The following is a 23,711-nucleotide window of genomic DNA, read 5'->3' as shown; positions in this document are numbered from 1 at the left end:
CCCCCCCCCCCCCCCCCCCCCCCCCCCCCCCCCCCCCCCCCCCCCCCCCCCCCCCCCCCCCCCCCCCCCCCCCCCCCCCCCCCTCCCCCCCCCCCTCCCCCCCCCCCCCCCCCCCCCCCCCCCCCCCCCCCCCCCCCCCCCCCCCCCCCCCCCCCGCGCCGTCACCCGGTGGGCACCTCCGCCCACACCACCTTGCGGTCCTCGTGGTGGTCGAACCCCCAGCGCACGGACAGCCGGTTGACCAGCAGCAGCCCGGCGCCCGCGGTCGGGTCGTCCGGTCTGCCCAGCACCGGCAGCAGGCTGGGACTGCGGTCCTCCACCTCGACCCGCACGACCTGCCGTTCGTCGACCCGCAGCAACCGCACCCGCCAGGGCCCCTCGGCGTGCCGCCGCGCGTTGCCCACCAGTTCGGTGGCGATCGACGCGAGCTCGGCGACGCGGTGCCCGTTCACCTCATAAGCGACCTGTCGCACCCAACCGGCGATGCCGTCGGGTGTTTGGACGCCGCCCAGCTCCAGGTCGAGCCCGTCGTCAGGCAGGTCCACCATGTTCATCGCACGCTCCTCCGGCACCCTGTCTGCTCAAGGCGCACGCACGAGGTAACCGTTCGCCGGCCGGGTCAAACCACGATCTCCATCACGTTCCGACGACCACCCGTGTTGACGCTCCGTGGCGAACCGGCCGCAGCCTGTTGATCCCGGCGGTACGCTGGCAGGACGATCTTGCCCTCAGCGGGGGTTTGCGGAGGTCACGATGGTCGCCGACGAGCGGTCAGCGCGTAACGAGTTCAACGGGTCCGCGCGTTTCGTGGTGCAGGCCGGGCAAGTCAACGGCGGCGTGCACGTCAACTGGTCCGCCACCAAAGTTCCCCATCAACTGCCGCCGCGCATCGACCTGCTCAACCAGGTCCGCGTACTGGCCGAGCTGCACAACGGCGTCGCCGACCGGCCGCCGCTGGATGACCCGGTGATCAAAGTAGTGCTCGGACCACGAGGAAGCGGCAAGTCGACGGTGGCGACGGCCTGGCTCCACAACGTTCAGGAGATGTTCCCCGACGGCCAGCTCTACGCGAGCCTGGGCACTTGGAGCCACCAGCGCACGCCCTCGGAGATCTTGGGAGAATTCCTGGTCTCACTTGGGGTCGAACGCGGGAATCTGCCGCCGGACGTGTCCTCAAGGGCGGCGATGTTCCGTTCAGTCACGTACGGACTGTCGTTGGCCGTGTTCCTCGACGACGTGATCTCGCCCGCCCAGGTCCGTTTGCTACTGCCCGGCCCGGGTCGCTCGGTCGTGGTCGTCACCGGACAGGGGGCATTCGGCGTTCTGGCGCGGGAGCGAGCCACGCTGATCGACATTGATCTCCTGGAGCCTGACGTGGCAGCCCAGTTGCTGTGGCAGTTCGCCGGCGATCGGGTGTACGACGATGGTCGCGCTCTACGAGCAGTCCTGGAGTTGTGCGCCGGTCTGCCGGTTGCCCTGTGCCTGGTCGGTGGATTGCTCGCGGAACAACCGATCTTGTCCCTGGTCGACTTGCTCGAGGAATTGGCTGATCCTGAGTTCGGTATCACTTCCGTGGCGATCGGCGACGAGTCGACCTTGGGCTCGTTGTTCGACGCCACATACGCACGGTTGAGTCCACCGGGACAAGCTCTCTACCGGGCATTGGGGGCGCATCCGGGCGCGAACGACGTGTCGGTTGCCTCCCTCGCGGCAGGTATCGGTGTCGATGAGGTGGGCATTCGCCGTGCAGTGCGTGAACTTGTGTCCATGCGAGTGGCGGAGATCCCCGTTGCCGGCCGGTTGGTGGCGCACAAGCTCGTGCGCCGGCACGCTGCGCAGGTCGGCAGGGTGGTGGACCAGGCCGAGCAGAACGCCGTCCGGCGGCGATTGATCGACTGGTATGTGACAGGCGCGGTGACCGCGGAAGATGCGATCATGGGGCAGCGGGCGTGGCGGCGCAGACTGTTCCCCCACGTGCGACCGGAGTCCACACATACCGCCTCGCGTGATCCCAGGGCTTGGTTCGAGCGTGAGCGGACAAATCTGCGTGACTTGGTTGCCGCCGCCTATGAAGACGGCGCGCTTGAAGAGGTTGTGGTGCTGAGCCTGGTGCTCTGGGCGTTGTACGAGCCCGGCAAATACTACGACGACCTGCTGGCCACGAACCAGCTCGGCGTACACGCGGCGGAACACACAGGCGGCGCCGTGGTGCAATCGGTGTTGATGGCGCAGATGGGGTTTGCCCAGCTTCACTTAGGCGATACCGACACGGCCATCGCCGGTTGTCTTTCGGCGATCGAGATCGCGCGCCGGGCGGGGGACATCGAGGCCGAGGCGACTGCGCTGGAATGCGCCGGCCTCGCTCGACTGGCTCGTCAAGACGTGGATGACGCGCGCACGATGCTCCGGCGGAATCTGGAGTTGGCGGAGGCGGTCGGTGATCCACGGCGGATCGCTCTGGCGAGGTTTCACCTGGCGAAGGCGGAACCGCCCGAGGTGGCCATCGCGCTGCTCGATCAGGCGTTGGTCGGGTTCCGCGGCTTGGCGACACCAGAGCTGCGGAACATCGCGAAGATCATGACCTGGCAAGGCCGCAAGCTGGCTGAGTCCGGGCTGATGCGGCAGGCCCGGGAAAGTCTGGAACAGGCACGGGCCATCACTGTCGAACAGAATTGGCCGTTCGACCATGCCCACGTGCTCGAGGTGCTCGGCGACCTGACCAGCGGTGATGCGGCAAGAGTTCTCTACGAACAAGCGATCGCACTCTGCAAGAAGCACGGGTTCGTGAACGCCCTGACCCACACCGCTCAGCGTCTGGCCGTCCTGAGCTGAGTCACCTCGGCGGTGAACTCATGGTTGCCCAGCACGATGGTGACCTCTGACTGGAACGCTACTGCCGCCTGCTGCCAGGCGTACACGACGGACGCCCAGACCCATCCTGTCTGAGCTGTGCCGGAGAACGCGAGGATCGTGCCGTCCCGCGTTCCGACGAGCCACCGTCCGGTGTCGTCTGGCATGGACGCGAGCCCGAGGCCGGGCAAAGCGCCGAACATCGCTGAGATCCATCGTTCGGCATCACCGGCATCGTCCTGTACGACGATCTCGGCGCTCTGCAGCAGAGCAGCGTTCGGACTGTGCACGCCCACGACCAGGTGGCAGTCGGGTGGCGCGCCGTGACGGAGATCGACGGGAAACCGGATCGCCCTCGCCCGCGCGGGCCGCTCGAGTTCGATGGTGACCCACTGGTGCACGATCGGTGTTGCGGGCACGTGGGCGACAGGGAGTGTGCGGACCTCGGGCTGTTGCGGTGGCTCGGGCAGCTGTAGCAACCGGTAGAACTCGGTGCGCAGCAGCGTCGCTGCCTGTCCCGGCACCGAACTGACCAGCGCCGCGATCGCCTCGACTTCATAGCTCAACTTGGCGGCATCCAGCTGTTCGCGCAGCGGTCGGTCGAGGGTGAGCCGGTCGGCTTTGTCGATGAAGCGACCCACGGCCGACGCGGGGTCCACGGCGTTGTGAGCAGCGGCTGCCAGCAGAACCGGCACACCCAGGGCCGCGCCGTAGAACGTGACGGAGCCGTGGTCGCCGACCACCACGTCCGCCGCGACGAGAGCGGCACGCCACCCCTCTTCCGGCGGCAGCACCACGACCCCGGCCCGTTCGCACTCGTCCAGCCACATCCGGATCTGCCACGGCGAGTGGCCGAACCAGGTGTTCGGGTGCAGCGCCAGCGCGATCCGGTACTCGTCCAGCGGGAGCTCCAGCCGCAGCCGGCGCACCACGTCCGACGCCTGGTCGTACAGGCTGCCCGGGCCCCACGTCGAGGACACGACCACCAGGCGTTGACCGCGCCCGACGCCCAGCGCCGCCCGGTACGTCTCGCGCAGCGGCGTGCTGGCCAGCATCCGGTCGAAGCACGGATCGCCCGCGACGACCGCCGCCGGAACGGCCTGCGGGCAGCTCGACCGCAGCCGGTCCAGCTGTTCGGTGTGCGAGAGGATCACGCTCGACGGGATCAGCCGACCGCGGTGGGTCAGCCATTCGGGAGACAACCCGAAAACCGGTTTCCGATCCCCGACTTCCAGGTACTTGTTGTAGCCCATGCCGTGCGGCAACACCGCGAGCGGTGCGCGCAGCCGTTCCAGCGGGCCGCCGTAGCTGGACGCGATGGCCAGGTCGAACCGCGTCCGCTCGGCCTGCGCCCAGTCGATCGTCAGCACGCCGAGGTCGGCCAGGTGCTCGGCCGTGCCGGGCGTGAACGCGGACGACCCCGTGCAGGCGAACAGCACCTGGACCCTCGGGTCGGTGGCGATCAGCGGCAGCACGTCGAACAGGCGCGTCGCCGACGTCACGTTGTGCACGACGCCCAGCACGAGCTTCTCCGCCCGACGGGTGGCCCACCTGGTGGTGACCGGCCGATCCGGGACCACCGTCCACCGCTCGTCGAACACGAGGCGCGATCTTATCCGCTGTTAGGCTCCGCCCGTGCTGACGGAGATCGACATCGCCCTGGACGACGGCCGCACGCTGCACGCGTACGACACCGGCGCGGGCGATCTCGCCGTCATCTGGCACCACGGCACGCCGAACATCGGCGCGCCTCCCGCGCCGCTCTTCCCCGCCGCCGAACGGCTCGGCCTCCGCTGGGTGTCCTACGACCGCCCCGGCTACGGCGGGTCGACGCCGAACCCCGGTCGGGACATCGCCTCAGCCGCGACCTGCACCGCCGCCGTCGCCGACGCGTTGGGCCTCGACCGGTTCGCCGTGGTGGGGTACTCCGGCGGCGGGCCGCACGCCCTGGCGTGTGTCGCGCTGCTTCCGCACCGGGTGCTCGGCGTGGTCAGCCTGGCCGGGCTCGCGCCCTTCCGCGCGGACGGGCTCGACTGGTTCGCGGGCATGGCGGCCTCGGGCGTGGCGTCCTTGCGCGCGGCGGAGGCCGGACGTGCGGTGAAGGAGCGGTTCGAGGCGTCGGGCGTCGGGTACGACCCCGAGTTCACCGAGGCGGACTTCGCCGCCCTCGCCGGCGAGTGGTCGTGGTTCGACGAGGTCGTGGGCCCGGCCGTGCGGGCGGGACGGCCGGACGCGTGGATCGACGACGACCTGGCCTACGTCAACCCGTGGGGGTTCGACCCCGCCGACGTGACCGCGCCGGTGCTCCTGCTGCACGGTCTGCGTGACCGCGTCGTGCCCAGCTCGCACGCCGAGTGGCTGGCCCGCCGGTGCCCCGCGGCCGAACTGCGGCTCTCGCCGGAGGACGGCCACGTCTCGATCGTCACGTCCGCTCCGTCGGCGTTGGACTGGCTGCGCGAGCGGGCGTAGTCGACGCCGGCGCGAGTTCCTGCGCCAACTCCACCGCGGCCCGCGCCGGGTCGCCGCCGAAGCGGCTGGGGAACGCGTCGTGCACCCGCCAGCCCGCGCCGCGCAGGGCACGCCAGCGGGCGAGGTGCGCCGCGGCGCCGTCCGGGTGCGGCCGGGTGTCCAGGGCCACGGCCGACCCGCGTTCGCCCACCACCAGGTCGACCCGCCACTGGCCGACCGGGTAGCCGGTGCGCGCCGCCAGGCCGAGCCCGGTCAGCTCCGCCGCCAACCGCGCGGTCCACTCGTCGGACGGCGCGACGCCCTCGGTCTCGGTCGGCGGGACCTCGGCGTGCCGCAGGTACTCGCCGAGGAGCCCGACCGGCTCGGCGGCCGACGTGATGACGTGCACCAGCCGCCGCGCCCGCGTGGTGAGCACGGCCAGCAGGTTGCGGTCGTTGGCGAACCGCCAGGCCGCCGGCCGGTCGGCGTCGGTCAACGCCAGGCTGATCACGACCTCGTCGAACTCCGAGCCCTGCACGCCGTGCACGGTGCCGACCCGCACCCCACCCGTGGTGATCTCCTCCAGGCTGAGCCGGTCGAGCAGGGCCTGTTCCAGCGCGTCCGCCTGCGCCCGGAACGGCGTCACGACGCCGATCGAGCGGACGCCGGCGGCGATGCGGCGACGCAGGTGCGCGAGCACCGCGTCCACCTCGACCTCGTTCACGCCCTTGTCGTCGCGGACGCCCGCCACGTGCTCGACGTCGATGCAGTCCACGTCCGCGATCGAAGGGTGCGTGGTGAGCAGCGCGATCCGGCCCTCGTAGAACCGGGTCGCGGCGAACCCGATCAGGTGCGGCGCGCAGCGGTGGTGCTCGGTCAGCCAGTGCACGCCGGCCGCCGCCGCGCCCGCGTCGAACAGGCTGACCTTCGGCACGTCCAGCCGGTCCGCCAACGACTCCGTGCCCTCCGCGGTCAACGCCTCGCGCACGGCCTGCTCGCCGACGAACGACACGTGCCGCAGCTGACGCGGGTCGCCGCCGATCACCACCCGTCTGCCGCGCAGCAGCGCGGGCGCCGCGAGCGGCTGGTCCACGTGGCTCGCCTCGTCGATCACGACCAGGTCGAACGCGCCGGGCACGGCGGGCAGGATGTCCTCCACGTCGGCCAACGTGCCCACCCACAGCGGCAGGGCCTGCACCAGGTCCGAGGTCGAGACGTCCGCCAACGCCCGCCGCCGCGCCGCCCGGCCCGACCGCAACGCCGTCGCCAACGCCGCCACCGCGCGCCGCGGCCCCGCGCCACGACGGCTCACCGCCAGGGTGGCCAGCCACGCGGCGATCGCGGTGTGCCCGCGCGCGTCCTCCTCGGCCAGCAGCCCGCGCAGCGCGTCGAGCGACGTGCCGCCGTTCGCGGCGACCCGGACCTGCGCGGCGGACTGCTCCGCGGCCCGCACCGCCGCTTCCAGGTCCGCCAGGTCCACGTCGTCCGCCGCGCCCGTCAGCCGCCGCGCCGACCGGAGCGCCCACCGCGTCCGCCACCCGCCGAACAGTCCGTGCCGCGGGCGCAGCAGCCCGTGCAGCCGCTCGAAGTCCACACCCTCGTCGAACGCGCGCGGCGTCACGGTCCGATGCCCCGGCATCAACGCCTCGAACCGCACCGCCGCCTCGACCAGCTCCTCGTCCCGCAACGCCTCGCGCACCGCGCGCTCGATCCGCGCGACCGCCGCGACGGCGCTCTGCCTGCTCCGGTCGAGCTGGTCCAGCTCGCCCTTCACGGTGGTGGCGGCCAGCCCGGCGCTCAGGTCGCGCGCCATCTCCTGCCGCAGCTCGGAGTCGCCGAACAGCACCGGCACCGGCCCGCCCGCGTGCCGCAGCGCCTCGCCGAGCACGTCGGCGGCGTTGCGGGTCCGGCTGGCCAGCAGCACCGAACGGCCCGACGCCACCGCGTCCAGCGCGATCGCGGCCAGCGTGTGGGTCTTGCCGCTGCCGGGCGGCCCGCCGATCACGGTCACCGGCGCGGTGCGGGCCGCCACCACCGCCGCCCGCTGGCTCGGGCTCAACGGCAACGCGCCGTGCACCACGTCGTCGTGGTCGACCGCGACGTCCTCGGCCGACGAGTACAGCCCCGCCAGCGCGGTCTGCTCCACGCCGCTGCGGCGCGCCCACGTGTAGAGCGCGGCGCCACGCTCGGTGCTGACGACCGGCTCGCCGGCGTGCAGCCCGGCCCCGGCCACGACGACCAACCGGTCACCGCCGATCAGCCCGCGCGGGTCGTGCTTCGGCCCGAGCACCGGGACGTCGTCGAACCCGCTCGCGGCCAACGTCGCCTTGATCCACTCGGTGCCCTTCGCCAGCCGCGTCTCCAGCTCCGCCGCCTTGGACCAGTCGTCCAGCAACGGGAACATCCCGAGGTCACCGGCGACCTGGAACACGTAGGCGCGCCACCCCGCCGGGTGCAGCCGGACCGGCCGCGACACCAACGGCAGGCACACGCGCCTGCGCTGGCCGTTGATCGTCGTCGGTCCGCACAGGAACGCCCACCCCAGCCGCAGCAGCCGGTCTTCCTGGTGCAGCGCGTCGAACGACGCCAGCCGGTCGACGGTCGCGTGCTGGTCGGGCCGCGCGGTCCACGGCACCGGCGTCCACCTCGGCAGCTGCCCACCCTCGGCGAGGGTGCGCCACGCGGACTCGTCGGCGCCCATCCACACCAGCCCGGCCGTCTTGGTCAGGTCGAGCTGCACCCGCTGCGGCTGCTCGGACGCGCTGAGCCGGGCCAGCGTGCGCAGCACTGCGGGAACGGTCACGGGGAAATCCTGCCATCCGGGTCCGACAGCGGGACCGGGATCAGGCGCGAGCGGTGAAGACCGCGAAGCTCGGGCTGCGGCGCAGCGGACCCCAGAACTCCTCACCGCGCCCGTCCTCGGGGATCACGGTGGCGTGCCGGGTGACGTCGTGCAGCCCGGCGCGGGTCAGCGCGGCCTCGACCACGCCGCCGAGCCAATAGAACGAGTCGAAGTCGAACGGCGGCTCGCCGAGCACGCGCACCACCACCGGCTGCCGCGCGCCGGACGGCCCCGTGCGGACGACCTCGTAGCCGTAGCGGGCGTAGTCGGCGAGCACGTCCCAGTCCGGGTCGGGGTTGGGCACCAGCACGGCGAGCGTGCCGCCGGGTGCGAGGTTCGCGCGCAGGTTGCCGATCATCCGGTCGAGCGCGGCCTCGTCCTCGGCGTACCCGAGCAGCCAGATCGCGGTCACCACGTCGAAGACGCCCAGCACCGGCAACGCGTCGGCGTCGTGCCGGTGGTAGGTGATGCCGAGCGGCGCGCGGCGCTCCGCCTCTCGCGCGTGGGCGAGCATCTCGTTCGCCGAGTCGACGCCGACCACCGGGTCCGCGCCGAGGCGGCGGAACTCGCGCGGGTAGAAGCCGGTGCCGCAGGCGACGTCGAGCACCGATTTCCCGCGCAGGTCGGGCAGCGCGGCCAGGAGCGTGGCGCGTTCGGCCAACCCGGTCGGGATGTGCTTGGTGCGCTCGTAGAGCTCGCCGAGCGCGTCGTACTGGTCGTCCGATTCCGCCATGTCCGCGACCTTATGGCCGACCGTAGAGCCCGTGGTAGCCACAACCGGTGAAGTGGTCGGAGAACGGGCGGATCGCGGCCGCCAACCGGATCAGCTCGCCGTCGCGTTCCAGCGCCTGCTGGATCACCGGCTGGTGGCCCGGGTGCGCGCCGAGCACCACGATCACCTCGGCGACCTGCTCCGCCTTCACGGCCGCGCCGATCGGCGCGAGGCACTCGCGCACCGCGCAGGCGTCGGTGCGGGCGATCCGGCGGCCGAGGCCGGCCATCCGGGCGTGGTCGGCCGCCAGCGCCTGAGTGAACCCGGGCACCGCGACCTCGTCCCGCGCCAGGTCGCCGAAGTCCGCGAGCAAGGCCAGCGACAGCATCTCGTACGCGCTGCGGATCCGTTCGGCGCCGATCGACTGGGTGTCGACGCGGAATGCCCGGATCAGCCGTTCGGCGACCGCCGCCACGTCGCGGCGGCGCACGATGCCATCGGCATTGGAATCGAACAACCGGAGTCGGCGCGCAAATCTTTCGACGAGGTCACCGTCTTCCATGACCTCATTGCGATTCATAGCGCCCCCTGGAACCATGTTATGGGACCGGGAGGTCATTATCACTACCCGATGGGATGAACGCCGTCCTGCACGCGGGGGTTGTCCGTCGTCTTATCGCCTTCTTGCCGGCGTGCCGCGGGCCGCCACCCGGCCGTCGACCGCGCCGCGCAGGTCATCGCGGAAGTAGCGGTGCGACCTTGCGACAAGTGGGGGACCAGGCCGAGGACGCGGGAGGTGACGAAGCCGTGCACGGCGTCCTGGTGGCCCTGTACCGGGCGCGTCGACCCCGGCAGACTGGAGATCGGCGGCGCTTCCCCCGTTGCCCGACACAAGGGGGGACGAGCATGACCAGGTACCGGGCGGCGCTGGCCGCCGCCGCGCGAGGCTGGCCCGTGATGCCGCTGCGCCCGCACGGGAAGACGCCCGCGCTGCGCGGCTGGGACGACGAGGCGACCCTGGACCGCGACCGGATCCGGCACTGGTGGTCGCGCCGGGCCTACAACGTCGGCATCTCGTGCGGCCCGGCCGGGTTGCTGGTGGTGGACCTCGACGTGCCGCACGGCCGCGAGGCGTTCGCCCGCCGCGCCTGGCAGCACGGCGACGAGGACCCGCGCGACACCTACACGGTGGCGACGCCCAGCGGGGGAGAGCACCGCTACTTCCAGGCGCCGGACGTGCCGCTGGGCAACACCGCCGGCCGGATCGCGCCGCACGTCGACACGCGGGGCGTCGGCGGGTACGTGGTCGCCGCCGGTTCCCTGCTCGGCCACCACCGGTACCGGGTGCTGCGCGACGCGCCGGTCGCGCCCGCGCCCAGGTGGCTGGTCGCCGTGCTGACCCCGCCGCCGCGCGAGGACCTGCCGATCCCGACCCAGCGGTCCTCGCCGCGCCGGGTCGACGCCTACCGCGCCGCGGTGGTGGAAGGCGAGGCCGAACGCGTGCGCGAAGCCCGCCCCGGCGCACGCGCGCACATCGTGTTCACCGCGGCGTGCCGGCTCGGCGAGCTGGTCGGCGCGGGCTGGTTGGACGAGACCACCGCGATGGCGGTGCTGCTGGCCGCCGCCGCGAGGCACAACGGCATCGAGGGCTGGACCGAGCGCGAAGCCCTGCACCACGTGGAGAACGGCATCGCGCTGGGTCGCCGGCGGCCTCGCGTGCTGCGGTGACGCCCGACCACCGGGCCGGCGCGGGCGTCACTCCGGCACCTCGAGCCCGTCCCGGTCGGCCCACTCCAGCAACGGCTCCAGCGAGAACACCGCGTCGTCGATCCCGGCGTGCAGGTCGCCCAGCTCCGCGAACCGGGCGGGCACCGTGGCGATGGTGAAGTCACGCGGGTCCAGCGAGTCGATCTCGTCCCACCGCACGGGCGTGGACACGGTCGCCTCCGGCACGCCGCGCACGGAGTACGCGCTGGCGATCGTGTGGTCGCGGGCGTTCTGGTTGTAGTCGACGAACAGGCTGCGCGGGTCGCGGTCGCGCCGCCACCAAGCCGTGGTCACGTCGTCGGGCGCGCGCCGCTCCACCTCGCGGGCGAACGCCAGCGCCGCCCGCCGCACGTCGGCGAAACCCCACTCCGGTTTGATCCGCACGTAGATGTGCAGCCCGGACCCGCCCGAGGTCTTCGGCCAGCCCACCGCGCCCAGGTCGGCCAGCACCTCCTGCGCCACGTGCGCCACCCGCCGCACCCGGTCGAACGGGCAGTCCGGCATCGGGTCGAGGTCGATGCGCCACTCGTCCGGCTTCTCCGTGTCGGCGCTGCGCGAGTTCCACGGGTGGAACTCCACCGTCGACATCTGCACGGCCCACACCACGTCGGCCACGTCGGTCACGCACAGCTCGTCGGCGTGCCGGTTGTACCGCGGGAAGTGCACGCGCACGGTCCGCACCCACGGCGGCGCGCCGCCGGGCAGCCGCTTCTGGTGCACCTTCTCGCCGGCCACCCCGGACGGGAAGCGGTGCATCATGCACGGCCGCTCGCGCAGCGCGCGCACGATGCCGTCGCCGACCGACAGGTAGTAGTGGGCGAGGTCGAGCTTGGTCTCCCCTCGCGCGGGGAAGTAGACGCGATCCGGGTTCGAGATCCGCACGACGCGGTCCCCGACCTCCAGCTCCACCGAAGGCACCTTTCCGGCCATGCGGGCCAACCTAACCCGGATCGCGTCGATCAGCGCGTCACCAGCCTCCTTCCGACGTTCGTGGCGGCGATCACGGCGGCCGCGACGGCGACGGCGGCGCCGACGAGGGGCACGACCGGCGCGGCCACCGCCCCGCCGAGCACACCGGAGCCCGCGATGCCCGTGTAGATGGCGGACGCGTTCAGGGCGAGCAGGAGGTTCGCCCGGTCCGGGTCCACCGCCACCAGGGCCGCGAACAGGGGCGGGTTGAACGCCCAGAACAACGCGCCCCACGCGGCCATCACGACGAACGCCGTCAGCCCGGTCAGCATCGTCGGCAGCACCACGAGCACCGCCGCGCAGCCGCCCAGCGCCACCAGCAACGGCGTGCGCGGCCCGTGGCGGTCCGCCGCGACCCCGCCGATCGCGTTGCCCAGCACACCCCCGACGCCGTAGGCGAGCAGGTGACCGCCGTCGGGCGGGTGGCCGGTGATCGGGCCCAGGTAGCCGTAGACGCTGAACGTGGCCAGGCAGGCCAGCAGCGACACGGCCAGCAGCCGTTGCACGGGCGGGTCGGCCAGCGGCGCGAGCCGTTGGCGGAACCCGACCGCCGGTCCCGGGCGCACCGGCGGCACGGCCGACCGCACCACCAGCGCCGCGACCACGCACAACACTGCCACCAGCACGAACGCCGCCCGGTAGCCGTGCCGGTCGGCGACGAACCGCCCGGCGGGCACGCCCAGCAGCGTGGCCGCGGTCAGGCCCGCCGTCACCACCGCCATCGCCTTGGCCTTGTGGCCAGGGTTGAGCTGGGCGGCGACCGCCGTGGCCGCCGGGGTGGCCAGCGCCGCGCCGCACGCGGTGAGCACGCGGGCCGCCAGCAGCAGGTCCAACGTCGGCGCCAGCGCCGCGCCGACGTTGCCCAGCGCGGCGACCAGCAGCGCGGTCACCAGCAGGCCACGCCGTTCGAACCGCGCGGTGAGCATCGCCAGCACGGGTGAACCGACCGCGTAGGCGAGGGCGAACGCGGTGATCGTCCCGCCCGCCGCGGCCGTGGTGACGCCGTGGTCGGCGGCCACCTCGGTCAACACCGCCGCGACCACGTACCCGCTGGAACCCGCCGCCACGGTCGTCGCGGCGAGCGCGGCGGTCCGGGCGCGCATCAGGACACCAGTCGGGGCGGCGCCGGGGTCAGGTGGGTGGTCAGGTCGGGTGGGCGGCGGCCGGTGAACGCCACCCGGTAGACGGTCTCCCGCACGAGGGCCACGGGTCTGCCCGCGCTGAGCAGGGTGGCCTGGCACCACAGGGCGGGCACGTCGTCGGGGTCGTCGGGCAACGGGTCGGCGAAGTCGGGGTCGTCGGGCGCACGGGTGGTGGTGGCGTAGTGGGTGGCCCGGTGGGCGCCGGTGACCAGCACGCCGAGCGGGGTGTAGCCGCGGGCGAGCTCGTCGCGGGCGGGCTCGTCCAGCTCGAGGCCGCGCTGGTGCACCAGCGCGGTGATCGCGGCGAGGCGCGGGCCGTGGTCGCCGAGGTGGGGCACGAGGTAGCCCTCGCGCCTGGTCACCACCGCGTGCGGCGGTAAGCCGAGCAGGTGGGCCTGTCGGGGGGTGAGGTGGTGCCGGGTGTCGGGTTGCCGGGGGTCGCGGCGCAGGCGGTAGCCCACCCACAGGGACAGCACGCGGGTGAAGGGGACGGGTACGTCGCGCAGGAACCTGGCCATGGTCTCGGCCCGGGCGCCTGCCTCGTCCGCGTGCTCGGCGGGTACGGAGTGGATCATCGGGGTGCACCTTCCGGTGAGGCCGCACACGTCGTTGTGCGGGCGTCGGTGCGATGGACCCACGATGAGGCCGCATTGATGCGGAAACATCGGTTGGGTGACGGAGAAGATCGCGCACGCGCGGGGCCGTCCGCACGACGTGCCGGGAGCATGGGCCCGGCGGGGTACGCGCGCGGCGGGACTGACCCGGTAGCGGTAGGCGAAAAGCGCATACCCGAGGCGATGACCGCGACCGCCCGGACGGCCAACCTTGGTGTCGTCACATCGGTCGTTCGGGGAGGGAGCGCCGTGATCGCGGTAGCGACAATCATCGGCAGTGCGGGCGTGGTCCTGCTCATGGTCGGACTCGTGGGCGGGGGATTCACCTTTTCGGGCGGATCGATGCCGCGGGTCGACAAGGCGTCGAGGAAGCCGTGCCTCGCGGTCGGCGGCGTGTTGGTGCTGTTGTCCGTGGGGATGGCGGTCACCGCCGAGCTGAGGTCCGTGCCCTCCAGCCCCGCGTCGGCCGTCTCGGCTGCGCCGAGGTGACGGGAAACCGGTCGTAACGTTCACCCTCCGAGATGGGACAACTACGGTGAATGACCGATGTGGGCTGAACCGGCTAATGCATACCGCCAGATGGTCCACATCAAGTACGGGGAAGGGGTAAGCCGTGGACTGGTCCTGTCCCGGAGTGGTGTCGATCCAGCGGATCGCCGCCGGTGACGCGGTCGACCGGCACCTGTCATGGGCGGTCCTGGTCACCAACGACCTCGTCGTCGCACCCGCGCCGCTCGACTGGTTGCGCGACCCGGAGGTCGACTTCGAGGTGCTCGTCGCCTCGGCCCGGCGCGCCGGACCGGGCGTGGTGGAGCGAATTCGGGTGCGGCGAGCGGACGTCGTCGGGCTCGACGGGGCACCGGGCGGAGCCGCCGCCATCCTGCGGTTGGCGCACCGCTCGCGCCACCGACCGCACGCCGGCGAGTTCGAGCGCGACGAGTTCGAGGCCGTCCTCGCCGGGGAGACCGGCGAGGTCGACATCTGGCGGGCGCTGGTCGCGGTGGGCGCCGTGCCGGGAGACCTGCTCGACCGGGAGGTGGTGCCGGTCCTCGGTGCGGTGGCCTCCTGGGAGCGGGCACGCCGGGCGGGCTCGGTCCACGAGCGCCTCTCTTCGCCGCGTGAGCTGGTCGGCTCGTGGTGCTGCGTGTTCAAGTGCTGTGACGACTGCGTCGGGAGTTGGTCGTGATGGCCGCGCTCCGCCTGCCCGGCCGGGTCGTCCTGGTGGACGGGGTGGTCGCGCTGCTCGTGTGCGGGCTCGACCTGCTCATGTCCTGGAGCCCCGGCCGCGACGCCGAGTTCGGCACCTGGGCCGCACCCCTGTACGCCGCGGTCGGCTACCTCGCGCTGGCGGTGCGTCGACGCCACCCGATCCCGGTGTTCGGCGTCATGGCGCTGCACAGCGTGACCGCCGCACTGATCTTCCACGCCTACATCCCCAACCTCGGCGTCTGGGTGGCCCTCTACACGGTCGCGCAGCGGTGCGAGTCGAGGAGTGCGCTCGCCTGCCTGTTCGCCGCGGCGGTCCCGGCGGCCGTCAACGTGGTCCACACGGTCAGCCGACAACCGCCCACGAACCGGGTGGACGCGCTGATCGGTGTGACCTCGGCGCTCGTCGTGTTCAACGGCGCCGCGTTCGGCATCGGCCGATGGGTGGGGTGGAGCCTGCGGCAGCGCCGGATCGAGGCGGAGCGCGCCGCGGCGGACGCGGTGGCCGACGAGCGGTCGCGGATCGCGCGCGACCTGCACGACGTGGTCGCGCACGCGGTCACCCTGATGCTGTTGCAGGCCGGGGGAGCGGCGCGGTTCATCCGGGCCGACCCCGAGCGCGCGCGGCAGGCGCTCGGGCACGTGGACGCGTTGGGTCAGCAGGCGATAGTCGAACTGCGGCGCATGTTGGGCCTCATGCGTCCCGAACTCGGGGGCGCACCCGGCGGGCCGTCGTCGCTGGGTGGCTTGGGCCGGCTCGACGACCTGGTGGCGAGCACGCAGACCGACGACCTGCGGGTCGAACTGACCCGGACGGGTGAGGAGTACCCGCTGGAACCGGGGGTGGACCTGTGCGGTTACCGGATCGTGCAGGAGGCGCTGACCAACGCCACCCGCTACGCCCGACCGGGTACCACCGTCCACGTGACGGTCGAGTGGCGGCCCACGACCGTCGAGCTGGCCGTCGTCAACCACGTGGCGGGGCGACCCTCCCGGGCCCTGGCGACCGGGCACGGGGTGCTCGGGATGCGGGAACGGGCGCGGGCGATCGGTGGCCACCTCACCGCGGGCGTCGAAGCCGACGGGACCTTCGCGGTGCGCGCCACGCTACCCACCGGAGGCCGGCTTGCCGTCGGCTCACCCGCGACCGCCGGAGGCCTCGGTGGGTGACCACGAGCCGATCCGGGTGCTCGTCGCCGACGACGAGCCGCTCGTGCGCGCCGGACTGGCCATGCTCATCGACGCCGAGGAGGACCTGGTCGTCGTCGGCCAGGCCGGCAACGGGTTCGACGCGGTGGAACTGGCCCGCACCGCGCGACCCGACGTCGTGGTGATGGACGTCCGCATGCCCGGCAGCGACGGCGTGTACGCGACCCGGCACCTGGTCTCCGAGGAGTTCGTGGTCGATCAGGCCTTCACCACCGCCGTGCTCATGCTCACGACGTTCAACGACGACACGGCCGTGCACGACGCGCTGCGGGCGGGGGCCTCCGGGTTCCTGCTCAAGAACACCGCGCCGAGCGCGCTGTGCGAAGCCGTGCGCCACGTCGCCGCCGGGCACGCGTGGCTCGACCCCGTGGTGGCGCGCCGGCTGCTCGCGGAGTTCGCGTCCCGGCCGGACTGCGCGCTGCCCGTGCCCGCCGAGCTGGCGCGACTGACCCTCCGGGAAACCGAGGTGCTGATCCTCGCGGCGCACGGGCTGCCCAACGCCGAGATCGCCGCCCACCTCGTGATCAGCGAGGCGACGGTCAAGACCCACGTCTCCAGGGTGCTGACCAAGCTGGACCTGCGCGACCGGTCGCAGGCGGTCGCCACGGCCTACAAGTGCGGGCTCGTCCACCCCGACGACCGCCCGCCGCACCGCGCCCGCTGACCTCCGCCCCACCGCGCCCGCCGACCGAACGCCCACTGTGGGCAACGTGAGGGCTGCTCGATTTCACACCTGTGATCCACCGTTGACCGGCCGACCCCCGCCTCGGTACTGCTGGTCGATGGCCTTCAGTCGACGTCGGTTCGGCCTGCTCGTGACGGCTCCCGCGATCTCCGCGCCGGCGGGCAGCCCCGCTCCCGCGCGCCCCGACGTGGCCGACGCCCTGCGCCGGGCCGCCACGTTCCTGGACGAACGCCTCTCCTACCGCGGCGGCTACGTCTGGAGCTACCTGCCCGACCTGTCCCGCACGTGGGGCGAGATGGAGGCCAACCGCACCATGTGCTGGGTCCAGCCACCCGGCACGCCGTCCGTCGGCCACGGCATGCTCGACGCCTACCACGCCACCGGCGACGAGACGTTCCTGCGCGCCGCCGAACGGACCGGGCTGGCACTTGCCCGGGCGCAGCTCCCGGTCGGCGGCTGGAACTACGTCCACGACTTCGCCGGCCCAGCGTCACTGCGCCGCTGGTACGCGACGATCGGCGCGAACGGCTGGCGGCTGGAGGAGTTCCAGCACCACCACGGCAACGCGACGTTCGACGACGGCGGCACGGCGTCCGCCGCCCAACTGCTGCTGCGGCTGTACCTGGAACGCCGTGACCACCGGTTCCGCACGGCGGTCGAGCGCGCGATCCGGGTCGTGCTCAAGGCGCAGTTCCGGGGCGGTGTCGCGGACGGCGGCTGGCCCCAACGCTTCCCGCACCACCCCGGCGCGCCCGAGACCACGCCGTGGCCCGACACGCGCCCGCCGTGGCTGCCCGACGACGTCGGCCACGGCATGGAGGACGGCGACTACACCGGCCACGTCACGTTCAACGACGACGTGCTGGGCGAGAACGTCAAGTTCCTCCTCCTGTGCGCGTCCACGTTGGGCAGGCGCGACCTGCTGGAGCCGGTCCACCGCGCCATGCGCTGCCTGCACCGCCTCCAGCAGCCGGGTCCCCAGGTGGGCTGGGGCCTGCAGCACGTGACCCGCGCCACGGCCGGCCGGCCCGCCGGCGCACCCGCGGGCGCCCGGTCCTACGAGCCGAGGGCGCTGGCCACCCACACCACGCAGACCAACGTCACCCAGCTGTTCCACTACTTCCGCCTGACCGGCGACCAGAGCTACCTGGCGCGCGTGCCGGAAGCCCTCGCCTGGCTGGACAGCTGCCGCCTCACCGACCGGCAGGTCGGCGAGAACCCGCTGCTGGCCGGCCGCACGCACCCGACGTTCGTCGAACCGGCCACGAACCGCGCCCGCTTCGTCCACCGCTTCGGCTCGAACGTCCGCAACGGCGCCTACTACTACGACTACGACCACCGTTCGACGCTCAGCCACTACTCCGCCGGCCGGGTCGTCGACACCGAAGCCCTGCGCGCCACCTACGACGAGCTCAGGTCGCTCACCCCGGCGCAGGTCGCCGACCTCAGGTCCAGGTCCCCGCTCAGCGGCCGGCCCATCCCGCCGCCGCGCTACTTCTCCCTGCGCGACCTGGCCCTGACCGACCTGTTCCTCGATGCGCCCCAACCACTTCCCGCCGTCACGGACGCCCAGGTGCAGGCCCTGGTCACCGACCTGGGCGCCAAGGACCACTGGCTCACCCCGGCCGACGCCGTGACCAACCCCTACCGGGGCCCGGCGCCCGCCCACCCGTACGACGGCACCGCGTACACGAGCAAGCACGTGGGCGACGTCCACGACACCTCGCCCTACGACCCGCGCACCCCGCCACTCGAACCCCCGTACACGCCCACCGAGCGCCCGCTGGTCATCAGCACCGCGGCGTACGTGGCCAACTCCGGGAAGCTCCTGTCCTGGCTCGCCCGCTGACCGGAGCACCGGCGTCCGCGTCGGTGGTGACCGCCCGGCGTGCTCAACTCTCCACCGGACGCGACGCCAACCACAGCTGGTGCTCCCGGCTGATCGCCTCCTCGGCCTCCGCCACCGCCTCGGCCCACGACGCCTCGTCCGCGTCCAGCAACTTCGCCCGCACCAGCACCAGTTCGCGCGCCGCCAGCGAGTACCCGGTCGCCTGCGACGAGTGCCGCCGCGTCGCGAGCCACGCCGCGCCACTGGCGACGGCCGCGGCGAGGATGCCGGAGGCGTCGACGTCCCACACGCCGAACGCGCGCCCACCCGCGAGCACGATGGCGAGCACCTCGCCGACGATCAGCGCGATCCGCCACTGCATCGCCCGCCGGCGGTCGGCCTGCGCCTTGGCCGTGTACCACTTCTTCTGCTCCTGGAGCCGGTTCTTCACGTACGCCGTCCGCCGCCGCTCGAACGGCGCCTCCCGCAACGCCGTCATCGCGGACGTGGCCGACGGGTCGTCGCTGTCCAGCGGCAGCCGCTGCTCGCTCTGCGCGACCACCTCGCCCACCCGTTCCTGGAACAACGCCCTCGGCCGCGCCACGTCGGCCGAGAACGGCGCACCGGCCACGGCGTACCGCCAGGACAGCGTCTTGATCGACTCGGCGACCGCGCGCCCGGCGTACCAATCGCGCTCCGGCTGCTGCGTCCACAGCAGGATCTCCACCACCAACGCCACCGAGAACGCCACCAGCGCCAACAGCCCCCACGGGTGGACGGCGGTCTGGCGCTCCCACTCCAACGCGCCGCCGACGGCCGCCACGACCGCGCTGACCAGGCGGGTCCGGCTCCACGTCAGCGTCAGCCGCTGCCCGCGCCGCGACGTGCGCTCGGCGTCGTGGAAGAAGCCGGGTAGGTCGGCATCGGTCATGGCCCTCCATCCGTGACGCGGCCCGGGATCACCGCCCGCACCACGGCGTCCACCCCGGTGCCGGCGGCGGCGATCATCCCACCGGACGGCTCCCACACCCCGGAACGACCCGCCGCCGACTCGTACCCTTCACCCGTCGAGCCCGCGAAGCTCGCGATCGCCACCCACACGTCGTGCCCGACCGCGATCCGCCGCGCCCGCTCTTGCACCACCCGTGAATCCCAGGCGTGCTCCAGCACACCGGCCACGTACACGTCCACGCCCAACGCCACCGTGTCCGCCGCGTGCCGCCGCACGCCGGTGTCCTTGCACACCGCCAACCCGAGCCGCACCCCGTCCACCTCGACGACCGCGGGCGCGTCACCGGGGCGGAAGCGCACCGACTCCCGACCGCCCAGCCACATCTTCCGGTACGCCACCCGCACCCCGGCGGCGGACACCTCCAGCACGCCGATGTTCGGCCCGCCGACGGGCCCGCCGGCCCACGTGCCGCCCGCCCCGCCGAACGACCCGCCGACCGGCGCGCCCGCGAACGCCACGGTCCCCGTCTCGGCGCACGCCCGCACCAACGGCTCCACCAGGTCGAACGGCACCACCGGCGCGTCGAGGTGGTAACCCGTCAACGACAGCTCCGGGAACACCACCACCCGCGCCCCAGCCGCGCGCACCGCCTCCGCGTGGGCCGCCACGTTGGCGGTCACGTCGTAAGGGGCGCAACGCGGCTGGGCGACGGCGATCGTGATCACCAGACGACCCTAACGACCTCACCGACCCGGCCGCGGCACCTTCGCCCAATCGACGTCGGAGGCCAGGTAGAAGCCGGTGTAGGCGGGCTGGTTGTAGGCGGTCTGCTGCCTGGCCACGTCGACCCGGTACTGCGGGTCGTGCATCAGCGTGTAGAGCTTGTGGCCGGTGACCTCCGTGCTCACGTAGACCCGCAGGGCCGAGCTGTCCGCCGTGCGCACCACCAGCTCCTCGCGCCAGTCGCCCAGCACGTCCGCGACCAGGGACGGGTTGCCCTTGGTGTGGTTGTTGGTCCGCGTGCCCTCGGCGGTCAGCAGGGTGCCGCGCCGCCAGTCCTTGATCGTCGGCGTGACGTCCAGCGCGCCGTCCACGACCTGCGTGGTCAGGTCCGCCGCCCAGCGGATGCTCGCGTTCGTGCCGGGGATCGCCGTCGACAGCGGACGCCCGTCGGCCGACCACAGCCCGGCCGCGTCCGTGCCGCCCGGCAGCGACGCCCACGTCTCCAGCCCCGGCTCGTCCGGGAGCACGTCACCGACCATGCCGCGCCCGGTGTCCCGGCCGGTGTAGCCGCCGTAGATCACCTCGCCCGTGGCCGCGTCGCGCAGCGCGTAGCCGTAAGGCGCCGAGGTCCCGCCCTCGTGCACCATGTAGATCTCCATCCCCGGCCGGGCCGGGTCGACGTCGGTCACGTGCAGCGCGTCGCCGTGCCCGAGCCGCGCCACCGCGCCGGGGTTCGCGCTGCCCGGCGGCATCACGTCCGCGGAGTGGTAGAGCACCTTGCCGTCGTGGTCGATGGTGGACGCCCCGTAGACGATCTCCTGCTTGCCGTCGCCGTCCACGTCCGCCGCGCTCAACGAGTGCGCGCCCTGCGTGGTGAGGCCGCCGTGCTCCGGCGACGTGCCGTCCTTGCCGTGCGCCGGGAAGTTGAACGGGTTGGTCATCGGCACCCAACCGCTGTCGATGAACCAGTCCTTGACCAGCTTGCGGCCGTTCCACCGGTACGCCACCAGCGTCGTGCGCGTGTAGTAGCCACGCGCGAACACCGCCGACGGGCGCTTGCCGTCCAGGTAGGCCACCCCGGCGAGGAACCGGTCCACCCGGTTGCCCGGCTCGATGCGGGAGTACGCGTAGTCGCCCCACATGAGCCCGTCGTCGTGCCGACCCGGCTCGTAGCGCACGGTCTCCAGCTCGCGGCCGGACTTGCCGTCGAACACGGTCAGGTACTCCGGGCCGTCGACGACGAACCCGGCGAACGCCCGGAGGTTGTTGCGGGTGCTGCGGCCCGGCGCGTACACGTCGACGAAGTGGTCGGCCAGCGACCGCGCGTCCGCGTCGGACAACGGGTAGGCGTGCCGGACCGGGATGCCGAACGCCTCCTCCAGGGTGGCGGGCCAGCGCCCGGCCACCACCTCGGGGTGCGCGTGCCAGCCCTTGAACATCTCCACCACGTGCTCGTAGTAGCCCGCGGCGCTGAGCCGGTAGTCGTCGCTGTGCGAGTAGCCCGCGCGCACGTCCTCGCGCGGCATCGTCACGTACCGCTCCGAGACCGCGTTGCCGCGCCGGTCGTACGTCGTCACCTTCGTTCCCGGCGCGGTCTTCATCATCATCTCCGAACGGCCGTCGCCGTCGAAGTCGTAGACCAGGAACTGCGTGTAGTGCGCGCCGGAGCGGATGTTCACGCCCAGGTCCACGCGGTGCAGCAACGTGCCGTCGAACCGGTAGGTGTCGACGTAGGTCGGCCCGGTGTAGCCGACCTGCGAGACGTCCTTGCTGTTCGACGGGTCCCACTTCACCACGTACTCGTAGCCGCCGTCGCCGTCCACGTCGCCGACGCTGACGTCGTTGGCCGAGTACGTGTAGGCCTCACCGGCCGGGGTCACGCCGTCGGCGGGCTTGCGCAGCGGCAGGTCGTAGGACCCGCCCGCCCACGGCGACACGGGGTCGCTCGCCTCGCCCTGCCGACCGCGGACCACCGGTGCCACCCGGTACTCCGAGCCGCCGCCCTCGGCGTCGAGGTAGTTGGTGCTGTCGGTGACGGTGGCGATGCGGCGGCCGTCGCGGTAGACCGCGAACGCCGGACCGGCCAGGCCGGTGGCGGTGTGGCCGGTGACCTCGTGGCGCAGCAGCCGCCAGCTCAGGAACACCCCGCCGGCGGTGCGCGCGGCGACCAGGCCGCGGTCGAGGCGTTCGAGCCGCGGGCCGTCGGGCGTGGCCGAGGCGGGGGAGTGGACGGCGGACGTGCTCAGGACTAGCGCTAGGGCCGCCAGCACGGCGGGCAGGGCTCTGACGCGGGTCATCTGCGGCCTCCCAAGGGCGCGACGTTGCGCGGGGTGCGTGACGCCGCCACACGATGAACCGTTTCAACGAGAAAGGCAAGACCTGGGTTCGCGGGCGTTGCAGCGCTGAAAAATCAGTCTTGACGCCATGATGGGGCTCACCTAGCTTGGTTGAACCGATTCAATCGAAGGGTGAGGGTGATGGGACGAATGTCTCGCCGCGGCGCGGGGGGCCTGCTGGTCGGGCTGTTGTCGCTGACCACCGCGCTGTCGGGCTGCGGCGCCGAGTCGGCCGACGGCCCGGTGACGCTGCGGTTCGTCTGGTGGGGCAACGAGGACCGCGCCAAGGTCACCAGGGCGGCGGTCGACGAGTTCCAGCGGCGCAACCCGGACATCAAGGTCGAGACCGAGTACAGCGGCTACGACGCGTACTTCCAGAAGCTGTCCACCCAGGTCGCGGGCGGCGCGGGACCGGACCTGCTGCAGCTGGACCGGGCCACGGTCGGCGAGTACGCGGGCCGCAACGTGCTGGCCGACCTCGCCGGGTACACCGGCAAGGAGCTCCGGCTCGACAAGATCCCGCCGAACCTGCTGGAGGGCGGCAAGGTCGACGGCAGGCAGTACGCCGTGGCGGGCGGCGCGACCACCCAGATGCTGATCTTCGACCCCTCGCACTTCGAGGCCGCGGGCGTCCGGGTGCCGACCGCGCCGGGGGAGAAGTGGACCTGGGCGCAGTTCGCCGAGGCGATGGCGAAGGTCGGCGCGGCCGGGCAGGTCGCGGGCACCACCGACTTCGGCTGGGCCGTCGACTGGTTCGAGGTGTGGCTGCACCAGCACGGCAAGTCGCTCTACACCGCCGACGGCAAGCTCGGTTTCACCGCCGACGAGCTGGCCGAGTACTGGGAGGTGATCGGCACGATGCGGGCGGGCAAGGGCGTCTCGCCGGCCGAGGTGACGACGAAGATGGACGGCTCGGTGCAGAACTCCGGCATCGTGACCAAGCAGGCCGCCTCCGAGATCGGCTACGACTCGGCCGTCACCGGCTACTTCGGCGCGTTCGGGCCGAACCTCGCGCTCGCGCCGCTGCCCAGCGACGTGGCGGAGAGCGGCATGGCGGCCATGCCGCCGGTGTCGTTCGCGGTGTCCCAGCGGTCCAAGCACAAGGCCGCGGCGGTGAAGCTGCTCGACTTCCTGCTCAACGACCCCGAGGCGGGCAAGCTGCTCGGCGCGTCGCGCGGCGTGCCGCCGAACGAGGAGATCCGCGCGCAGGTGTGCTCGTCGGCCGAGGGCGGCAGCAAGGCCGTGTGCGACTACGAGGCCGCCCAGCAGGACAAGATCGGCCCGGCGTTCGGCGCCTGGCCCACCGGCTCCTCGGCCATCAAGCGGGACTTCCAGCGCACCTACGACGACGTGATCTTCAACCGGGTGAGCGCCGCGGACGCCGCCAAGCGCGTGGTGCAGGACGCCGAGCAGTCGCTGGGGTCCTGA

20 protein-coding genes are annotated in these 23,711 nt (G+C 72.8%); 9 read left to right on the top strand and 11 right to left on the bottom strand.

Annotation, left to right across the window (positions count from 1 at the left end):
* Nucleotides 1–161 precede the first annotated feature (161 nt).
* On the bottom strand, nt 162–554 hold the full coding sequence (locus ACZ7GX_RS30325; protein WP_498781577.1) for an ATP-binding protein: 393 nt from the start codon (nt 552–554) through the stop codon (nt 162–164).
* A 199-nt stretch (nt 555–753) separates the two neighbouring features.
* Between ACZ7GX_RS30325 and ACZ7GX_RS30320 the strand changes: the two genes are divergently transcribed.
* Complete coding sequence (locus ACZ7GX_RS30320) at nt 754–2,832, top strand: hypothetical protein (RefSeq protein WP_498781575.1); 2,079 nt, start codon at nt 754–756, stop codon at nt 2,830–2,832.
* On the opposite strand, the gene ACZ7GX_RS30315 is transcribed toward ACZ7GX_RS30320, so the two are convergent.
* Nucleotides 2,808–4,451, bottom strand: a complete 1,644-nt coding sequence (locus ACZ7GX_RS30315; RefSeq protein WP_498781574.1) for a hypothetical protein — start codon at nt 4,449–4,451, stop codon at nt 2,808–2,810. The two genes, ACZ7GX_RS30320 and ACZ7GX_RS30315, sit on opposite strands and share 25 nt — an antisense overlap.
* Nucleotides 4,452–4,485: 34 nt before the next feature.
* Here ACZ7GX_RS30315 and ACZ7GX_RS30310 point away from each other — a divergent pair, with 34 nt between their 5' ends.
* On the top strand, nt 4,486–5,319 hold the full coding sequence (locus ACZ7GX_RS30310; RefSeq protein WP_498781573.1) for an alpha/beta fold hydrolase: 834 nt from the start codon (nt 4,486–4,488) through the stop codon (nt 5,317–5,319).
* On the opposite strand, the gene ACZ7GX_RS30305 is transcribed toward ACZ7GX_RS30310, so the two are convergent.
* The 3 genes from ACZ7GX_RS30305 to ACZ7GX_RS30295 are packed head-to-tail and all read right to left on the bottom strand — an operon-like array spanning nt 5,273 to nt 9,432.
* Nucleotides 5,273–8,101, bottom strand: a complete 2,829-nt coding sequence (locus ACZ7GX_RS30305) for a DEAD/DEAH box helicase (RefSeq protein ID WP_498781571.1) — start codon at nt 8,099–8,101, stop codon at nt 5,273–5,275. The two genes, ACZ7GX_RS30310 and ACZ7GX_RS30305, sit on opposite strands and share 47 nt — an antisense overlap.
* Before the next feature lie 40 nt (nt 8,102–8,141).
* Entirely contained in the window at nt 8,142–8,873 is a 732-nt protein-coding gene (locus ACZ7GX_RS30300; protein WP_498781569.1) for a class I SAM-dependent methyltransferase, read from the bottom strand.
* A gap of 10 nt (nt 8,874–8,883) precedes the next feature.
* The gene (locus tag ACZ7GX_RS30295) at nt 8,884–9,432 is read right to left on the bottom strand and encodes a hypothetical protein (RefSeq protein ID WP_498781568.1); all 549 of its coding nucleotides are present in this window, start codon (nt 9,430–9,432) and stop codon (nt 8,884–8,886) included.
* Nucleotides 9,433–9,758: 326 nt separating this feature from the next.
* Here ACZ7GX_RS30295 and ACZ7GX_RS30290 point away from each other — a divergent pair, with 326 nt between their 5' ends.
* Complete coding sequence (locus ACZ7GX_RS30290) at nt 9,759–10,580, top strand: bifunctional DNA primase/polymerase (RefSeq protein ID WP_498781567.1); 822 nt, start codon at nt 9,759–9,761, stop codon at nt 10,578–10,580.
* Nucleotides 10,581–10,607: 27 nt separating this feature from the next.
* On the opposite strand, the gene ligD is transcribed toward ACZ7GX_RS30290, so the two are convergent.
* The 3 genes from ligD to ACZ7GX_RS30275 are packed head-to-tail and all read right to left on the bottom strand — an operon-like array spanning nt 10,608 to nt 13,305.
* Nucleotides 10,608–11,549, bottom strand: coding sequence for a non-homologous end-joining DNA ligase (ligD, locus tag ACZ7GX_RS30285; protein WP_498781565.1), 942 nt, complete (start codon nt 11,547–11,549; stop codon nt 10,608–10,610).
* A 29-nt stretch (nt 11,550–11,578) separates the two neighbouring features.
* Nucleotides 11,579–12,691 (bottom strand): MFS transporter, encoded by a 1,113-nt coding sequence (locus ACZ7GX_RS30280; protein ID WP_498781564.1) that lies wholly within the window; start codon nt 12,689–12,691, stop codon nt 11,579–11,581.
* The gene (locus tag ACZ7GX_RS30275) at nt 12,691–13,305 is read right to left on the bottom strand and encodes a hypothetical protein (RefSeq protein ID WP_498781563.1); all 615 of its coding nucleotides are present in this window, start codon (nt 13,303–13,305) and stop codon (nt 12,691–12,693) included. Before ACZ7GX_RS30275 ends, ACZ7GX_RS30280 begins: the two co-directional genes overlap by 1 nt.
* Nucleotides 13,306–13,527: 222 nt before the next feature.
* Here ACZ7GX_RS30275 and ACZ7GX_RS30270 point away from each other — a divergent pair, with 222 nt between their 5' ends.
* The 5 genes from ACZ7GX_RS30270 (at nt 13,528) to ACZ7GX_RS30250 (ending at nt 18,293) form a co-directional block, all read left to right on the top strand.
* Nucleotides 13,528–13,833 carry a hypothetical protein gene (locus ACZ7GX_RS30270; protein WP_498781561.1) on the top strand — a complete coding sequence of 102 codons (306 nt, stop codon included), beginning with the start codon at nt 13,528–13,530 and terminating at the stop codon, nt 13,831–13,833.
* 124 nt (nt 13,834–13,957) lie between these two features.
* Nucleotides 13,958–14,530, top strand: coding sequence for a hypothetical protein (locus ACZ7GX_RS30265; protein ID WP_498781559.1), 573 nt, complete (start codon nt 13,958–13,960; stop codon nt 14,528–14,530).
* Nucleotides 14,530–15,720, top strand: coding sequence for a sensor histidine kinase (locus tag ACZ7GX_RS30260; RefSeq protein ID WP_498781558.1), 1,191 nt, complete (start codon nt 14,530–14,532; stop codon nt 15,718–15,720). The genes ACZ7GX_RS30265 and ACZ7GX_RS30260 overlap by 1 nt, the downstream gene beginning before the upstream one ends.
* A complete protein-coding gene (locus tag ACZ7GX_RS30255; RefSeq protein WP_498781557.1) occupies nt 15,713–16,423 on the top strand; it encodes a response regulator in 711 nt (236 codons plus the stop codon). Before ACZ7GX_RS30260 ends, ACZ7GX_RS30255 begins: the two co-directional genes overlap by 8 nt.
* A gap of 118 nt (nt 16,424–16,541) precedes the next feature.
* Entirely contained in the window at nt 16,542–18,293 is a 1,752-nt protein-coding gene (locus tag ACZ7GX_RS30250; RefSeq protein WP_498781555.1) for a pectate lyase, read from the top strand.
* A 43-nt stretch (nt 18,294–18,336) separates the two neighbouring features.
* On the opposite strand, the gene ACZ7GX_RS30245 is transcribed toward ACZ7GX_RS30250, so the two are convergent.
* From ACZ7GX_RS30245 to ACZ7GX_RS30235, 3 genes are read right to left on the bottom strand one after another with little or no spacing between them, the layout of a single operon-like run.
* Complete coding sequence (locus tag ACZ7GX_RS30245; protein ID WP_498781554.1) at nt 18,337–19,203, bottom strand: DUF4231 domain-containing protein; 867 nt, start codon at nt 19,201–19,203, stop codon at nt 18,337–18,339.
* Complete coding sequence (locus ACZ7GX_RS30240) at nt 19,200–19,949, bottom strand: carbon-nitrogen hydrolase family protein (protein ID WP_498781553.1); 750 nt, start codon at nt 19,947–19,949, stop codon at nt 19,200–19,202. Before ACZ7GX_RS30240 ends, ACZ7GX_RS30245 begins: the two co-directional genes overlap by 4 nt.
* An 18-nt stretch (nt 19,950–19,967) precedes the next feature.
* A complete protein-coding gene (locus ACZ7GX_RS30235; RefSeq protein WP_498781552.1) occupies nt 19,968–22,244 on the bottom strand; it encodes a rhamnogalacturonan lyase in 2,277 nt (758 codons plus the stop codon).
* Nucleotides 22,245–22,424: 180 nt separating this feature from the next.
* On the opposite strand from ACZ7GX_RS30235, the gene ACZ7GX_RS30230 reads away from it, so the two are divergent.
* On the top strand, nt 22,425–23,711 hold the full coding sequence (locus ACZ7GX_RS30230) for an ABC transporter substrate-binding protein (protein ID WP_498781551.1): 1,287 nt from the start codon (nt 22,425–22,427) through the stop codon (nt 23,709–23,711).

Source organism: Actinosynnema sp. NPDC037264, assembly GCF_055603705.1.
Note: the sequence above shows the minus strand (reverse complement) of the source record. Positions and strands in the feature narration are given on the sequence as shown.

Excerpts from the sequence above, each read along its gene's own strand:
- ACZ7GX_RS30250 (WP_498781555.1), top strand. The coding sequence starts at position 16,542 with ATGGCCTTCAGTCGACGTCGGTTCGGCCTGCTCGTGACGGCTCCCGCG.
- ACZ7GX_RS30270 (WP_498781561.1), top strand. The coding sequence starts at position 13,528 with ATGACCGCGACCGCCCGGACGGCCAACCTTGGTGTCGTCACATCGGTC.
- ligD (WP_498781565.1), bottom strand. The coding sequence starts at position 11,549 with ATGGCCGGAAAGGTGCCTTCGGTGGAGCTGGAGGTCGGGGACCGCGTC.
- ACZ7GX_RS30245 (WP_498781554.1), bottom strand. The coding sequence starts at position 19,203 with ATGACCGATGCCGACCTACCCGGCTTCTTCCACGACGCCGAGCGCACG.
- ACZ7GX_RS30300 (WP_498781569.1), bottom strand. The coding sequence starts at position 8,873 with ATGGCGGAATCGGACGACCAGTACGACGCGCTCGGCGAGCTCTACGAG.
- ACZ7GX_RS30290 (WP_498781567.1), top strand. The coding sequence starts at position 9,759 with ATGACCAGGTACCGGGCGGCGCTGGCCGCCGCCGCGCGAGGCTGGCCC.
- ACZ7GX_RS30320 (WP_498781575.1), top strand. The coding sequence starts at position 754 with ATGGTCGCCGACGAGCGGTCAGCGCGTAACGAGTTCAACGGGTCCGCG.
- ACZ7GX_RS30260 (WP_498781558.1), top strand. The coding sequence starts at position 14,530 with ATGGCCGCGCTCCGCCTGCCCGGCCGGGTCGTCCTGGTGGACGGGGTG.
- ACZ7GX_RS30295 (WP_498781568.1), bottom strand. The coding sequence starts at position 9,432 with ATGAATCGCAATGAGGTCATGGAAGACGGTGACCTCGTCGAAAGATTT.
- ACZ7GX_RS30230 (WP_498781551.1), top strand. The coding sequence starts at position 22,425 with ATGGGACGAATGTCTCGCCGCGGCGCGGGGGGCCTGCTGGTCGGGCTG.
- ACZ7GX_RS30275 (WP_498781563.1), bottom strand. The coding sequence starts at position 13,305 with ATGATCCACTCCGTACCCGCCGAGCACGCGGACGAGGCAGGCGCCCGG.
- ACZ7GX_RS30325 (WP_498781577.1), bottom strand. The coding sequence starts at position 554 with ATGAACATGGTGGACCTGCCTGACGACGGGCTCGACCTGGAGCTGGGC.
- ACZ7GX_RS30235 (WP_498781552.1), bottom strand. The coding sequence starts at position 22,244 with ATGACCCGCGTCAGAGCCCTGCCCGCCGTGCTGGCGGCCCTAGCGCTA.
- ACZ7GX_RS30280 (WP_498781564.1), bottom strand. The coding sequence starts at position 12,691 with ATGCGCGCCCGGACCGCCGCGCTCGCCGCGACGACCGTGGCGGCGGGT.